This window comes from Bradyrhizobium sp. 2TAF36 (genome assembly GCF_052114925.1).
In the GTDB taxonomy this organism is placed as follows: Bacteria; Pseudomonadota; Alphaproteobacteria; order Rhizobiales; family Xanthobacteraceae; genus Bradyrhizobium; species Bradyrhizobium barranii.
Map to the genome: position 1 here is coordinate 1 of NZ_JBFRFR010000048.1, position 13,176 is coordinate 13,176.

General features: G+C 64.8%; 17 protein-coding genes and 1 pseudogene. 12 read left to right on the top strand and 6 right to left on the bottom strand.

From position 1 onward, the window contains the following. From AB4Z51_RS26370 to AB4Z51_RS26385, 4 genes and pseudogenes are all read left to right on the top strand, one after another. A pseudogene (locus tag AB4Z51_RS26370) lies at positions 1-280 on the top strand (feruloyl-CoA synthase); the annotation flags it as partial. A 25-nt stretch (positions 281-305) separates the two neighbouring features. Further along, positions 306-1,067 carry a 3-hydroxyacyl-CoA dehydrogenase gene (locus AB4Z51_RS26375; protein WP_038933541.1) on the top strand — a complete coding sequence of 254 codons (762 nt, stop codon included), beginning with the start codon at positions 306-308 and terminating at the stop codon, positions 1,065-1,067. 25 nt (positions 1,068-1,092) lie between these two features. Next, entirely contained in the window at positions 1,093-1,512 is a 420-nt protein-coding gene (locus AB4Z51_RS26380; RefSeq protein ID WP_212245691.1) for an acyl-CoA thioesterase, read from the top strand. A gap of 90 nt (positions 1,513-1,602) precedes the next feature. Next, positions 1,603-2,754: an ABC transporter substrate-binding protein gene (locus AB4Z51_RS26385; RefSeq protein ID WP_208088962.1), complete on the top strand. Its 1,152-nt coding sequence runs from the start codon at positions 1,603-1,605 to the stop codon at positions 2,752-2,754. A gap of 314 nt (positions 2,755-3,068) precedes the next feature. Here the strand turns inward: AB4Z51_RS26385 and AB4Z51_RS26390 are convergent, their stop codons facing one another. Next, the gene (locus AB4Z51_RS26390; RefSeq protein WP_028157342.1) at positions 3,069-3,797 is read right to left on the bottom strand and encodes a glutathione S-transferase family protein; all 729 of its coding nucleotides are present in this window, start codon (positions 3,795-3,797) and stop codon (positions 3,069-3,071) included. A gap of 68 nt (positions 3,798-3,865) precedes the next feature. Next, positions 3,866-4,138 carry a hypothetical protein gene (locus AB4Z51_RS26395; protein WP_354175980.1) on the bottom strand — a complete coding sequence of 91 codons (273 nt, stop codon included), beginning with the start codon at positions 4,136-4,138 and terminating at the stop codon, positions 3,866-3,868. Positions 4,139-4,251: 113 nt separating this feature from the next. Here AB4Z51_RS26395 and AB4Z51_RS26400 point away from each other — a divergent pair, with 113 nt between their 5' ends. Beyond that, positions 4,252-4,950, top strand: coding sequence for a helix-turn-helix transcriptional regulator (locus AB4Z51_RS26400; protein WP_135214676.1), 699 nt, complete (start codon positions 4,252-4,254; stop codon positions 4,948-4,950). Between the two features lie 5 nt (positions 4,951-4,955). Then, complete coding sequence (locus AB4Z51_RS26405) at positions 4,956-5,279, top strand: YkgJ family cysteine cluster protein (protein WP_441498288.1); 324 nt, start codon at positions 4,956-4,958, stop codon at positions 5,277-5,279. Here the strand turns inward: AB4Z51_RS26405 and AB4Z51_RS26410 are convergent. Together AB4Z51_RS26410 and AB4Z51_RS26415 are read right to left on the bottom strand one after the other, a co-directional pair. Then, positions 5,276-5,689 carry a hypothetical protein gene (locus tag AB4Z51_RS26410; protein ID WP_441498289.1) on the bottom strand — a complete coding sequence of 138 codons (414 nt, stop codon included), beginning with the start codon at positions 5,687-5,689 and terminating at the stop codon, positions 5,276-5,278. The two genes, AB4Z51_RS26405 and AB4Z51_RS26410, sit on opposite strands and share 4 nt — an antisense overlap. Before the next feature lie 293 nt (positions 5,690-5,982). After that, a complete protein-coding gene (locus AB4Z51_RS26415) occupies positions 5,983-6,330 on the bottom strand; it encodes a DUF3307 domain-containing protein (protein WP_259261208.1) in 348 nt (115 codons plus the stop codon). 402 nt (positions 6,331-6,732) lie between these two features. Between AB4Z51_RS26415 and AB4Z51_RS26420 the strand changes: the two genes are divergently transcribed. The 4 genes from AB4Z51_RS26420 (at position 6,733) to AB4Z51_RS26435 (ending at position 10,587) form a co-directional block, all read left to right on the top strand. Continuing rightward, a complete protein-coding gene (locus AB4Z51_RS26420) occupies positions 6,733-8,178 on the top strand; it encodes a TAXI family TRAP transporter solute-binding subunit (protein WP_441498290.1) in 1,446 nt (481 codons plus the stop codon). Between the two features lie 124 nt (positions 8,179-8,302). Next, on the top strand, positions 8,303-8,521 hold the full coding sequence (locus tag AB4Z51_RS26425) for a hypothetical protein (RefSeq protein ID WP_071916752.1): 219 nt from the start codon (positions 8,303-8,305) through the stop codon (positions 8,519-8,521). A gap of 158 nt (positions 8,522-8,679) precedes the next feature. Then, entirely contained in the window at positions 8,680-9,789 is a 1,110-nt protein-coding gene (locus tag AB4Z51_RS26430) for a cyclic nucleotide-gated ion channel (protein ID WP_208088965.1), read from the top strand. 12 nt (positions 9,790-9,801) lie between these two features. Then, a complete protein-coding gene (locus AB4Z51_RS26435) occupies positions 9,802-10,587 on the top strand; it encodes an enoyl-CoA hydratase/isomerase family protein (protein ID WP_441498291.1) in 786 nt (261 codons plus the stop codon). Here AB4Z51_RS26435 and AB4Z51_RS26440 read toward each other — a convergent pair whose 3' ends face one another. Next, positions 10,588-11,022, bottom strand: coding sequence for a DUF6157 family protein (locus tag AB4Z51_RS26440; protein WP_441498292.1), 435 nt, complete (start codon positions 11,020-11,022; stop codon positions 10,588-10,590). It lies immediately after the preceding gene. A 17-nt stretch (positions 11,023-11,039) separates the two neighbouring features. Beyond that, positions 11,040-11,684, bottom strand: a complete 645-nt coding sequence (locus tag AB4Z51_RS26445) for a glutathione S-transferase family protein (RefSeq protein ID WP_441498293.1) — start codon at positions 11,682-11,684, stop codon at positions 11,040-11,042. 84 nt (positions 11,685-11,768) lie between these two features. Between AB4Z51_RS26445 and AB4Z51_RS26450 the strand changes: the two genes are divergently transcribed. Then, entirely contained in the window at positions 11,769-12,752 is a 984-nt protein-coding gene (locus AB4Z51_RS26450) for a helix-turn-helix transcriptional regulator (protein ID WP_441498294.1), read from the top strand. A 138-nt stretch (positions 12,753-12,890) separates the two neighbouring features. Continuing rightward, on the top strand, positions 12,891-13,124 hold the full coding sequence (locus AB4Z51_RS26455) for a hypothetical protein (RefSeq protein WP_014498305.1): 234 nt from the start codon (positions 12,891-12,893) through the stop codon (positions 13,122-13,124). Positions 13,125-13,176 lie beyond the last annotated feature (52 nt).

The following is a 13,176-nucleotide window of genomic DNA, read 5'->3' on the forward strand; positions in this document are numbered from 1 at the left end:
ACACCCGACGCTGCCGGCCGACGATCTCACCGTCACCGCCCGCGACCGGCTGGTGCGTGAGGCCTTCCGCGAGCGCCTGACGCGCTTTCTGGCTTCGGCCACCGGTTCCTCGACGCGGATCACGCGCGCGATCCTGCTGGATACGCCGCTTTCGATCGACAAGGGTGAACTCACCGACAAGGGCTCGATCAACCAGCGCGCGGTGCTGGAACATCGCGACGCGCTGATCGAGGAGCTCTACGCTGCCAATCCATCGGACCGTGTGATATCRGTCGGCTAAGAAACCATCGCCAAAGGAGAACGCCATGTTGTTGAAGGATCAGGCAGTCATCGTTACCGGCGGTGCATCGGGACTGGGCGCGGCGACCGCGCGAAAGCTGGCGGCGCAGGGCGCCAAGGTCGCGGTGTTCGACCTCAATGCCAAGCTCGCGGAGACCGTCGCCGCCGAGCTCAAGGGCGTCGCCGTGACCTGCGACGTCTCCGATGCCGCCTCGGCTGAAGCTGCGATCACGCAGGCGACCAAGGCGCATGGACCCGCGCGCGTGCTGGTGAACTGCGCCGGCATCGGCGTCGCCAAGCGCGTGGTCGGCCGCGACGGGCCGATGGCGCTCGCCGATTTCGACAAGGTGATCAAGGTCAACCTCATCGGCACCTTCAACATGCTGCGCCTCGCCGCAACCGAGATGTCCAAGCTCGAGCCGCAGGCGACCGGCGAGCGCGGCGTCATCATCAATACGGCGTCCGTTGCCGCCTATGACGGCCAGATCGGCCAGTCGGCCTATTCGGCCTCCAAGGGCGGCATCGTCGGCATGACGCTGCCGATCGCGCGCGAGCTCGCGCAGTTCGGCGTCCGCGTGCTGACCATCGCGCCCGGCCTGTTCCTGACGCCGCTGCTCGCCAACCTGCCGCAGGAAGCCCAGGACTCGCTCGCCGCCGCGATCCCGTTCCCGCGCCGGCTCGGCCACGCCGACGAGTTCGCCGCGCTCGCGCTGCACATGGTCGAGAATTCGTACCTGAACGGCGAAGTGGTGCGCCTCGACGGCTCGCTGCGCATGGCGCCGAAGTAAGGCGCAACGAAAGCAGGGCCATCGCATGTTCGTGAACCGGCGCGACGTCCAGATCCAGTGGGGCGACTGCGACCCCGCCAACATCGTTTATTACCCGCGCTATTTCGCGATGTTCGACGATTCGACGTCGACCCTGTTCGAGGTCGCCGGATTCTCAAAGCAGGATTTGGTCCGCAAATACGGCCTGGTGGGCATCCCCATGGTCGATACGCGGTCCAAGTTCTACATCCCTTCGACCTATGGCGACTGGATCACCATCGAAACGAAGATCGAGAGCATCAAGCGCTCGAGCTTCGAGGTGAAGCACAACGTCTACAAGGGCGAGGCGCTGGCGATCGAGGGTTTTGAGACCCGCGTCCTGGTCGGCCGCGATCCCGTTAACCCCGACAAGCTGAAATCGGCACCGTTTCCGGCGGAAATGGTAGCCAAATTCACGGGAAGTTAGGTCTGGAGCTAAATCGCCGCATCACCAAAAGAGGGGGCTGAATTACCCCCCGATTTCTGCTTTCAAAGAAACACGTCAAGGGAGGAATAGATGAAACGCTTTTACCTGACCGCCGCCATCACTGCTGCGACGCTTGCCCTGCCGGCTCTGCCTGCGCTGGCCCAGACCAGCGAAATCACCATCGGCATCACCACCACCACGACCGGCCCGGGCGCAGCTCTCGGCATTCCCGAGCGCAACGCGCTGGAATTCGTGCCGAAGGAGATCGGCGGCGTGCCGCTGAAGGTGATCGTGCTCGACGACGGCGGCGATCCCACCACGGCGACCACCAACGCCCGCCGCTTCGTGACCGAATCCAAGGCCGACATCATCATGGGCTCGGCGCTGACGCCGCCGACCATCGCCGTCTCCAACGTCGCCAACGAGGCCGGCATTCCGCATTTCGGCCTGGCGCCGTTCCCGATCACGCCTGAGCGCATGAAGTGGTCGGTGGCGATGCCGCAGCCGATCCCGATCGTGGGCAAGGTGCTGTACGACCACATGAAGTCGAAGGGCGTGAAGACCGTCGGCTATATCGGCTATTCCGACTCCTATGGCGACCTCTGGTTCAACGACCTGAAGGCCCAGGCGGTGCCGATGGGCATCACCATCGCCGATGAGGAGCGCTTTGCCCGCCCTGATACGTCAGTGACCGGACAGGTGCTGAAGCTCGTCGCCGCCAACCCCGACGCGATCCTGGTCGGGGCTTCCGGTACCGCGGCCGCGCTGCCGCAGACCGAGCTGCGCGAGCGCGGCTATCAGGGCCTGATCTACCAGACCCATGGCGCCGCCAGCATGGACTTCATCCGCATCGCCGGCAAAGCAGCGGAAGGCGTGCTGATGGCCTCCGGTCCCGTCATGGACCCCGAGGACCAGCCCGACGAGGCCGCCACCAAGAAGCCGGGCCTCGCGCTCAACACCGCCTATGAGGCCAAGTACGGCCCGAACAGCCGCAGCCAGTTCGCCGGTCATTCCTATGATGCGTTCGAGATCCTCAAGCGCATCATTCCGACGGCGCTGAAAACCGCAAAGCCCGGCACGCCGGAATTCCGCGAAGCGATCCGCCAGGCGCTGCTGTCCGAGAAGGAGCTGGCGGCGAGCCAGGGCGTCTACAACTTCACCGAAAAGGACCGCTACGGCCTCGACGAGCGCTCGCGCATCCTGCTCACGGTGAAGAACGGCAAGTACACGCTCGTGAGGTAAGGCGCGGCGAAAGTTCTGAGACGACGAGAGCCGGCCTGATGGCCGGCTCTTTTGTTTTGGGTTTGAGATTGGCGAGCGTGAAGTCGAATCCAGTTCAGCCAACAGCGGCGCTCTCTCCGTTCCCTCCCCCCTTGCGGGGGAGGGGCAGGGAGAGGGGTGCCGCACGGGGATTCTTTCCGTCGCGCCCCCGCCCTCGATGCAAGAACAACAACCGGCACCTTGTCCTGGGCTACCCCTCTCCCTAGCCCTCCCCCGCAAGGGGGGAGGGAACGCACCTCTGTCGGGGCGCTAGTCGGGTCTCATCCCATCAAGCCTCAGGCCGCCTGCCGCAGCGGGGTCCAGGCGAACTCCGGATAATAATCGTCCATCATGCGGTCGACATAGGCGGTGAGGTTTGCAAATCCCTCGGCGCGCTGACGCAGGCCGGATTCGAAGAAGGGCGTCAGGATTCCGGCGAGCGCGCCGAAGGCGGTGGCATCGACACCGCAGGGCTTGTTGCCCATCAGATAGGCCTTGTCGCCGAGCTGGACCGAGAGCGCAAACAGCGAACGCACCGCGAGATCGACGTCGTCATCCGGCGCGTGGCGGCCGAGGCCGGAGAGCAGATAGTTCTCGGCGACACGGAATTGCGCATCCTCGCGCAATTTTTCGCGATTGTGCTCCGGCGCGCCGTCGAAGAAATGCGCGGGCCCCTTGGCGAAGTTGACCGGATCGACCCAGCGCGCCCCGACCAGCGCCCAGTAGACGTGATGCTCGATCATGCGCTCGAACGCCCAGGCCTGCGCACGCTCGGCCAGCGACAGCCCGGCGTCGAAATCGAAGCCATAGCGGCGCTCGATATGGGCGCGAATGAAGGTGGAATCGGCCACCGCCTCGCCGCCGTCGTCGATGAACGGCAGCTGCCCCTTGGGCGAGGCCGGCGGCATCGCGCGCTCCTTCCGGTAGGGCAGTCCCGCCATCTTGAGCTGGACCTCGGTCTTGGTGACAAAGGGGCTGATTTCCGGGAGGCCGAAGCCGGCGCCAAAGCCATAAAGCGTGATCATGCGAACTCTCTCCTGGACTTGCGAAATTTGGGCTTGCGAAATTTGGACTTGCGAAACTTTGAGGGAACCTAGTGACCGGCTGCTGCCACCATGGTGGCAGCAGCCGTGATATCTTCTGCGAAACGGGCCCCCCGCCAGGCGCGGGCCATGACACTACGAACGACATGGCGGGCCAGCGCGTCCGCAGCCTGGGTCAGCAAGCGTGCCATCACGCTTGCGAGAGCAAATCGGAGGTGGACGGCCATGAGATCGAGCGAAACGAGGCGGCCGAGCGCCCAGGCGGACCAGACCTGTGCCCGCAACATCGGAATCGCCGGGCCAAAATGGGTTGGAATGATCATGGACAAATCCTCTTCAGTCGATGTGTTGTCCCGGTATAGACACCCCCTGCTGCCAACATCCTGTCAGCAGCAGCGCGCCATTTTCTGATCCGTCCCCCGATAAGAGAATTGCCATGAGACGCGCCGACCGGCTGTTTCAGATCATCCAGGTGCTGAGGCGCACGCGTAAGCCGCTGACCGCGGACGCGATCGCGGCCGAGCTCGAGACCTCGAAGCGCACCATCTATCGCGACATCGCAACCTTGATCGGCCAGCGGGTGCCGATCCGCGGCGAAGCCGGCATGGGCTACATCCTGGAGAAGGGTTTCGACCTGCCGCCCTTGATGCTGACACCCGACGAGATCGAGGCGGCGGTGCTGGGCGCGCAATGGGTCGCGGGCCATGCCGATTCCGCGCTGGCACGCGCGGCCGAAGATTTGATGGCCAAGATCGCCGACACCGTGCCTGAGCGCTTGCGTCCCTTCGTGCTGGAGCCGGCAAGCCGCGCGCGGCCGAGCTGGAACAGGGAGCCGGACCGCCTCGACATGGCGCGCACGCGCACCCAGATCCACGAAGGCAAGAAGATCATGCTGCGCTATCGCGACGAGCAGGGCCGCCCCAGCGAGCGCATGATCTGGCCGATCTCGGTCGGCTATCTCGAAGCCGTGCGCCTGCTTGCGGCCTGGTGCGAGCTGCGCGGCGACTTCCGCAGCTTCCGCACCGATCGCGTCGTGGATGCGAACTATCTCGACGATAAATATCCGGAGCGGCGCGACGTGCTGCGCGCGAGATGGCGGCAGAGCCTGGTCTGGGGCCCGCCAAAGGACACGTGAGCGCGATGGAAGAGAATTCCCCCGTCGACCTGTCGAGCTGGTGCCAGAGCTGCGGCGCCTGCTGTGGCTATTCGGAGAACTGGCCGCGCTTCTCGATCGAGAGCGACGAGGAGCTTGCCGCAATCCCGGAGACGCTCGTCAACACGCGCCAATCCGGCATGCGCTGCGAGGGCGATCGCTGTTCGGCGTTGCGGGGGGAGATCGGAAAGCAGACGTCCTGCGGCATTTACGAGGTGCGGCCGGAGGTGTGCCGCACCTGCATGCCGGGAGACGCCGAATGCGCGATGGCGCGGCGGAAATTCGGACTGCCGGTAATCGAGGCCGCTTAGGCTGGAACGGCTACAGCTGGAACGGCTTCGCTGACCTCGTCGTCGAACCCGTCCTCAAGCGGTGCAAGCACCGAGAGCGGCTTGGTCGACAGCGTGATCGGCTTGCGGCCCCCCGACAGTGACGGCGACGATTTGACCGCGCTTTCGCGCGACAGCGCGTAGAGCGTCGAGCCAACGCGGCCGCCGTTGTCGATCAGGTCACGCTCGTTGCAGCTGGCTGCGATCGCGACCGCCAGCGAATGCAGATGGCTGCGGCGATAGCAGAACAGCGCCAGCCTGGCGCGCGCGTCAGGGGAAACACTCTCAACCAGCCTCGGCAGGCCACTCTCGCTGGCGCGATACATCTCGCCAAGGAGCTCGTCGCCGACCGGGCAGAAATCGCTTTCATATGCGTCGCGGCTTGAAAACATTGCGGTTCTCCTCGTTGCCGAAGATGCAGCGCAATTCTCTAATGAAAGGTTAACCACGCCGCCCGGTAGTCACCCGGGGTCCTTGCGCCCTCGTCGCGAATCGGAGGCGCCCTGGTGGGTTGAAAACGGGGTTGGCGACCGCCTGCGGCCATCCTTCGAGACGCCCGCCATTGGCGGGCTCCTCAGGATGAGGTCTGTTTCTGCTGAAAGATCCTAACCCCTCATGGTGAGGAGGYGCGAAGCGCCGTCTCGAACTATGCAGGCTCGGCAGCCACTCCGGCGAGCCGCCGGCCTCAGTTCGCCGCCATGAAGATGGAAAGGCCGAAACCGGTCAAATGATGCAGGGCCTGGTCGACGCCGATCAGGGTCCAGAACCAGGGATGCGCCAGGTCGACACCGAAATTGGCGGAGACGAACCCCTTGGCGCGGTCGATGGTGATGTGGATCGCGAAGTCGATGAACGCGACGAACCAGAATCGCGGCGCCACCAACAGGATCAGCGGCAGCGCAACCGCGAAGTGAATCAGGCAATGCACCAGAAGCGGCAAAGCCCAGCCGTGCTTCTGGTCCTTGCCGTGCGCCATCCAGGCGGTCTGGAGCACGAAATCGGCGATGATGTGCTTGAAGGTGAGCAGCAACATCCAGCCAATGAGCGCTTCGACCGGAACCGCCGATGACATGGGTGGAAACGACAAGCTGACGCCCTCATTGACGTGACAAGAAAGATCGGAGCGTTAGCGCAACTTCTTTTTGGACCGGTCAAATCGCCGGGACGTGTGATTTATGACATCTCCCGCGACGGAATGCAGCCGGGGGGAACTGGAAAATCGCCAACTGTGGCTAACTGGTGATAGGATGACCAATCGCCGCGGCCAGATCGAGTAAGGTTACCTCCGGCTCGAATTTTGCATTCCGGCATCGGCGCGCTATCATTGTCGGCAGAGAATATCGTTCTTTTTTCAGACGTTTAGGAATTGCAGGGCGCCCGCCGCGATCGCATCCGCGAGCCGTCCGCCACTCAGGAATAGGGCCGGAGTGCTGCCATGAGTACTGAAGGCCCAACCTCGTCACCGACCGAACCGCCGCCGCGGCGCCCCAAGGTGATCAAGACCAATCAGCAGCAGGTCTTTCTCTACGTCGTGCTGACCCTGCTGCTGTCGCTCGCCACCGTCTGGGGCGGCCGCGCCATGCTGCACAATTCGGAGACGCTGACCTTTGCCGTCGGCACCCCCAACAGCGACGAGGCGCTGTTCGCCGCCAAGCTCGCCACTTTGCTGAAGAACAACGCCTCGCGCTTTCGGATCAAGATCGTCAACAACGCAGACAATGCCAAGGCGCTCGCACAGTTCGACCGCAAGCAGGCCGACCTCGCCGTCCTTCGCACCGACGCCAAGGTGCCGCTGCGGGCGCGCACGCTCGCGATCCTCGAGCACGATCTGGTGCTCCTGCTCGGTCCCGGCAGCAAGAAGATCAAATCGCTCGCCGAGCTGAAGAAGAAGAAGGTTGCCGTCCTCGCCGAGAACGAATCCTCGCTCGCCTTCGTCCGTAGTATCCTCGACATCCCCGACGGTCCGGACGCCGCGAAGATCCAGATGGCGCCGCAGGGTGCAACGCTCGACAAGCTGTTCGCGCCGGCGAGCGGCTTTGGTGCGGTGATCGCCATCGTCCATGCCTCCAGGGCGGTGCGGGACAAGGCCTATGAGCAGGTCGCCAAGCGCGGCGGCTTCACGCTGAACGCGATCGACGAGGCCAAGGCGCTCGCGCGCAAGATTCCCGGCATTTCCAGCGAAACGCTGACTGCGGGCACGCTGTCTGCGTCGCCGGAAATTCCCGACGACGACCTCGACACGATCGGGCTCGAATGGCTGCTGGTCGCGCAATCAAGGATGTCGGCGAGCACGGCGGGCGAGCTCGCGCGCGTCGTCTATGAGAACAAGTCCGCGCTCGGGCTCGACAACGGCTTCGCCAGCCGAATCGAGCCGGCCTCCGTCGAGAAGGATGCCTACGTGATGGCGCATCAGGGGGCGGCCGACTACATCAACGACGACACCAAGTCGTTCATGGATAAGTACAGCGACCTGATGTATCTGGGCGCCGCCGCGCTCAGCGTGATCGGCTCGATCTTCGCAGCGATCTACGCCAAGATCACCCGGATCGCGCCTGAGAAGGCTGGCGAGCTTTCCACCGCCGTCCTCGACATCGGCGAACGCATCGAGCACGCGCATTCGCTGGACCAGCTCGAATGTCTCCAGGACGAGCTGGAGGGCATTCTGCGCGGCGCGGTCATAGGTCTCAGGGACGGCACGATCAGTACCGACGGGCTCGACACCTTCAAGCTCGGCTACGAGTTCGTCCGCGACGAGATCGGCATGCGCCGCGACTATCTCAAACGCCACTGCGGCGAGGCCGACAAGGTCGCCCAGGATACGGCCCCTCCCCAGCAGGACGAGAGCAAGATCGTCGTGGTGAAGACAGCTCAGAGTGCCTGACCTATCGATTTGACGGGTCTCGCAGCGGCGCCTTGCCGGCATTTCCCGCGAATCCTCCGGCCGAATCCGGGAACCGCCCCCCATCCACAACCGTTTGCTCCCGGATACAACCGGAGCACGCGCGATGCGTACACTCCTCGTCATCATCCTTCTGGGCATGCTGGTGGCGGCTGGATATTTCGCCTATTCCGCAATGACGATCGAGGGCGAGCCGATCCCGACGGAAGGCTATGTGGCGTTGGCGCTGGGCGCGGGTTTCGCCATCGTCGTCGGCATCGGCCTGATGATGCTGCTTTTTTTCAGCAGCCGCCGCGGCTACGACGAGCCGCCACATTTCAGGTAGCGCCCCGGATCCCCACGGCACCGGGCTTGCCGCATGCCTGTCGGACGATGCTGCGGGCAGCCCCCTGCCCGTCGTTGACGGCTCCTGCCCGGGCGGGCACTTTGGCGGCGGCGTCCCAGCCGGGACCGCAAGAGACACGATCGAGCCCGCCTTCCCGCATGTCCAAGCCGCTGATCCCCGCACTGGCCCAGTTCGTGGCCGCCACGGCCGGCCGCAACATGACCAAGGCGGCCTATGTGGCGGTCGGGCTCGGCGTGCTCAGCATGGTGCTGCTGACGGTCAACCCGGCCTATGAGACGGCGCACCGCTGGGTCGACGCCCTGCTGTGGGCCTGCCTCGTCTATTTCGTGTTCGAATGGGTGGTCCGGCTGCGCCACATGGCACAGACGGGGCGACTGTCGCTCTACATGACCTCCTCGGCCGGAGTGGTCGATGCTCTGGGCGCGCTGGCCGTGCCGGCCGCGCTCCTGATCGGCATCGAGCCGAAGACGGCGTGGCTGCTCAGCGTGCTCTGGGTGTTGAAGGTGGTGCCGGGCATTCCGGGCCTGCGGCAGCTGCGCCGGGTGCTGGTGCTGGAATCGGGCCCGCTGGTCAGCGTGCTCGTGATATTCCTGATGGTGGTGTTCCTCGCTTCCGTCGCCGAATATTTCCTGGAGCGGGACGTGCAGCCGCAGACTTTCGGCAGCGTCCCCGCCGCGCTGTGGTGGGCTGTCGTCACGCTGACAACGACGGGCTATGGCGACGTCGTGCCGGTGACGCCGCTCGGGCGCATCGTGGCGGCGATGGTGATGATCTCCGGCCTCGGCGTGTTCGGACTGTGGACCGGTATCCTGGCGACCGGCTTTGCCGCCGAGACCCGCCGCGACAACTTCCTCAAGACCTGGGAATCCGTCAGCAAGGTGCCGTTCTTCGCAGCGCTCGGGCCTGCCGCCATCGCCGACGTCACCCACATGCTGCGCACCATGGAGCTGCCCGCGCGGACCATGATCATCCGCAAGGGCACGCAGGGCGACTGCATGTATTTCATCGCCGCCGGCGAGGTCGAGGTCGACCTGCCCGGCAAGAAGGTCCAGCTCGGCGAGGGCGCGTTCTTCGGCGAGATGGCGCTGCTCGGCAACAACAAGCGCGGTGCCAATGTCTCGACCACGAAGGTGTCGCGGCTGCTGGTGCTCGACCTCGTCGACTTCCGCGTGCTGATGGCGCGGCATCCCGATCTCGCCGAGACCATCGATGCGGAAGCCAAGCGCCGCACACTCGAAAACAAATAAAAGGAGACAAGAATGTCGGACACAGCCGACGCAGCCTCAGGCCCCGTGCYCGAACGTGACGGCGCACGCGCCACCATCCGCCTCAACCGGCCCAAACATCTCAACCGGCTCCAGGCCGAGGATCTCGGCGAGCTGGTCAGACTTTTCGACCGGATCGAGGCCGATCCTGATATCCGCGTGCTAGTGCTGACCGGCACGGGGCGGGCCTTCTCGGCGGGCTATGACCTCAACTCGGTTGCCGAGCGCGCGGTCAGCGCCAACGAGCAGCAGAGCGCGGGCTCGGCGTTCGAGGTCGTCGTCAACCGGCTGGAGGATCTCGGCGTGCCGACGATCTGCCGGCTCAATGGCGGCGTCTATGGCGGCTCGACCGATCTCGCGCTCGCCTGTGATTTCCGCATCGGCGTCGATACCGCCGAGATGTTCATGCCGGCGGCGCGGCTCGGGCTGCACTACTACAGAAGCGGCATCAAGCGTTACGTGACGCGGCTCGGCGTCGACAATGCGAAGAAGCTGTTCCTCACCGCGCAGAAGATCAGCGCGCCGGAGATGCTGCGGATCGGCTATCTCACCGCCATGGTGCCGGTGGAACTCCTGGACGAGAAGGTCGACAAGCTCGCCACGGTTCTCGCCGGCAACGCGCCGCAGGCGATGGCCGGCATGAAGCGCGCCATCAACGAATTCGCCCGTGGCGAATTGGACGAAGCGGCCGCCGATGAGCGCCACCGCGACAGCATGCGCGGCGACGAGATCAAGGAGGGTATCAAGGCGTTCGCGGAAAAACGGCCGCCAAAATTCTGATCACGCCCGCTGCGACCGCATCGCGCGCACCTGCGTGAGCTTGGGATCGCGGACGAGCGCCTGGTAGCGTTTGCTGTCGACGGCGTAAATCGCGATCCGGCCCTCACTGTCGGCATGAACGCCCCAGCCGAAGCGCTTGCCCAGGCTCGACGCCCTCATGCACGCCTGGCCCCGGGAGAAAAACGCTTCACGGGCCGCATGCTTCTCCGTCTTCGTCGCCTTCACATCGAGCTCACGTCCCGGCGCAGACGTCGCGAAGATCACGTCGTCGGACGTGTGCTTGTAGGGTGCCTTGGCGATCATCTCGTATTGCAGGCACGCCACCGTCGGCTTTCCCGCGCGCAGCGGCGGCTCCTCGCCGGTATGCGCGGGACAGTCTTCAGCGACCCGAATGAAGGTGTTGAAGCAGTTGGTCGTGTGCATCGACTTTGTCATCTGCAACCCTGGATCATTCAACCACCTGCAGCCGCGGCATGCCGCGCCGCCATCTCATCGTCGGCGGCATTGATCCGCTGGAACGCAGGCCGGGACGTCATCCGTTCGGCATAACGAACGAATACGTCTTTCTTCGGCACGATGCCAAACATCATGGTCCAGCTGAACGCGACGCCCCACAACACATCCGCCGCCGTCATGCGCTCGCCGAGCAGATACGGACCCTTCGACAGTTGCGCCTCGAGCGCGCCCAGCATGGTGTCGTAATCGGCATAGGGTGACTGCATGATCGGTGCCGGCTCGCGCTGCATGAACTTGTCGATCAGGGCCGGCTCGAACGATGCGCCGTAATAGGCGATCCAGCGCAGGTAGGGACCGCGCAGCGGGTCGTTCAGCGCGGGCGTCAGCCCCGCCTGCGGAAACAGATCGGCGAGATAGATGGTGATCGCGACCTGCTCGGTCACCAGCGCCCCGCCGTGGCGGACCGCCGGCACCTTGCCCAGCGGATTGATGGCGAGATAGGCGCCCTGGCGCTGCTCGCCGGCCTTCATGTTGAGGACATGGAGATCGTAGGGCGCGCCCAGCTCCTCCAGCAGCACCCGCGTGCCGGTGGCGCGGCTTTGCGGCGAATAATACAGGGTGATGCGGTTGTGATCGGTCATAACAGGTCTCCATCTGGCCGGCTGGCGATGGCGCTTGTAGCGGACCATACCTGACATCCTGTGTCAGGTATGGTTTAAGGGATCATGCGCGCGAGCAGAATGCTGTCGATCCTCACCACCCTCCAGGCCAGGGGGCAGGTCACTGCGCCCGAGCTTGCGGAAGCCTGCGAGGTCTCGGTGCGCACGATCTATCGCGACATCGACGCGCTCGCGGCGTCCGGCGTCCCCGTTTATGCCGACCGCGGCGCGGAGGGCGGCTATCGCCTGCTCGACGGTTATCGCGTGCGTTTGAACGGCCTGTCGCAGAACGAGGCGGAGGCTCTGTTCCTTGCAGGACTACCGGGGCCGGCCGCGGCGCTCGGGCTGGACGCGGCGATGATCGCCGCGCAGAACAAGCTGATGGCGGCACTCCCTGCCAACCTTCGCGAAGACGCCGGGCGGATGCAGGAGCGTTTTCACCTGGACGCGCCCGGCTGGTTCGGCGAGACGGAAGAGCCCAAACATCTGCGCACCATTGCCGGCGCCGCTCTGCGCGGGACGCTGATCAGGATCCGCTACCAGAGCTGGCGCGCGGAGAAGCAGCGCCGCGTCGCACCGCTCGGGCTCGTGCTGAAGGGCGGCAGCTGGTATCTCGCCGGTCACGTCGACGGCAGCACGCGCACCTATCGCATCGCGCGCGTGCTGGACTGCACCGCGCTCGACGATCGCTTCGATCGTCCCGCCGCGTTCGATCTCGCCGCCTATTGGCAGGCCGCGACGCTTCGCCTCGAAGCCGAGATGCATCCTAATATCGCGATCGTGCGGCTGTCGCCGTTCGGCGTCAAACTGCTCGACGCGCTGAGCCAGCCTTACGTCAAGGCGCGCACACAGATTGAAGAGACCACGGATGCCGACGGCTGGCGCATCGCGCGCGTGCCGACCGGCAAAACGTCATGGCACGCGGCATCCGAATTGTTGCGGCTGGGGTCCGAAGCCGAAGTGCTGGAGCCCGCCGATCTCCGCGAGAAGATGGCGGAGATGACGCAGGCGATGGCTGCGCGCTATCGCGCAGCGGCGCGAAAAGCCTGACAGCGGCGCATTTCACCGAAGCTCACGAAACATTCCTGAAACACGATTCCTGCCTCGCGCCCTGAACGCGTTCGCGTCTCAGCCCGACGGAGAAGCAGGGACACAACAACGGCCTTAGCGCCACACTGGAGAATGAAAATGTTTCGTAAGCTTGCTCTTGGTCTGATCGCCGCTGGTTCGCTCGGTGCTGCCGCTCTCGCGCCCACCGCGGCTTCGGCCCACGGCTTCCATCATCACTGGGGTCCCGGCTGGGGCTTTGGCGGCGTCTACGTCAACACCGGCGTCAGCAACTGCTACCAGGAGCGCGTCGTCCGGACCCGCCATGGCCTGCGCGTTCGCGTCGTGAATGTCTGCGCCTACGGGATCTACTGATATCTGATGCCCTCGACAAAGCTCCGGTCGCAGTGCGGCCGGAGTTTTGCAT